Origin of the sequence: Staphylococcus sp. HMSC36A10, from assembly GCF_001838845.1 — a bacterium.
Lineage (GTDB): Bacteria > Bacillota > Bacilli > Staphylococcales > Staphylococcaceae > Staphylococcus > Staphylococcus aureus.
The window spans coordinates 1-296 of sequence record NZ_KV839112.1; the positions used below are offsets into that span (position 1 = coordinate 1).

Genomic DNA, 296 nt, shown 5'->3' on the forward strand with positions numbered 1-296 from the left:
CCTGTTACTTTTGGCGTCTTACTAATTGATGTGTGACCGTCCGAATGTGTGATTGATGTTTCTTTAATTTCGAATAACTCACGTTCCATTGAATACTGTGTAGGCATGTTATAATCCACACCCTTGCGTTTAATAAGGAATCCGTTTTGACGTAACCACTCAAACAATCTGCGTTGCCCGATGTTTATACCGTTTTGTTTAATGATCTTTGCTAACTCTCCAACTAAAATTGATGTCTTAGTAGTAGCTACTGCATCTGCAAATACAATTTTTGGTTTATCACGTTCAATCTTTGT

Annotated in this window: 1 protein-coding gene; it reads right to left on the reverse strand. The window is 36.8% G+C overall.

The window, feature by feature from the left end; translation table 11 throughout:
* A partial coding sequence (locus HMPREF3247_RS07465) for a phage antirepressor KilAC domain-containing protein (protein WP_083324632.1) occupies nt 1-296 on the reverse strand: 296 nt, incomplete at both ends.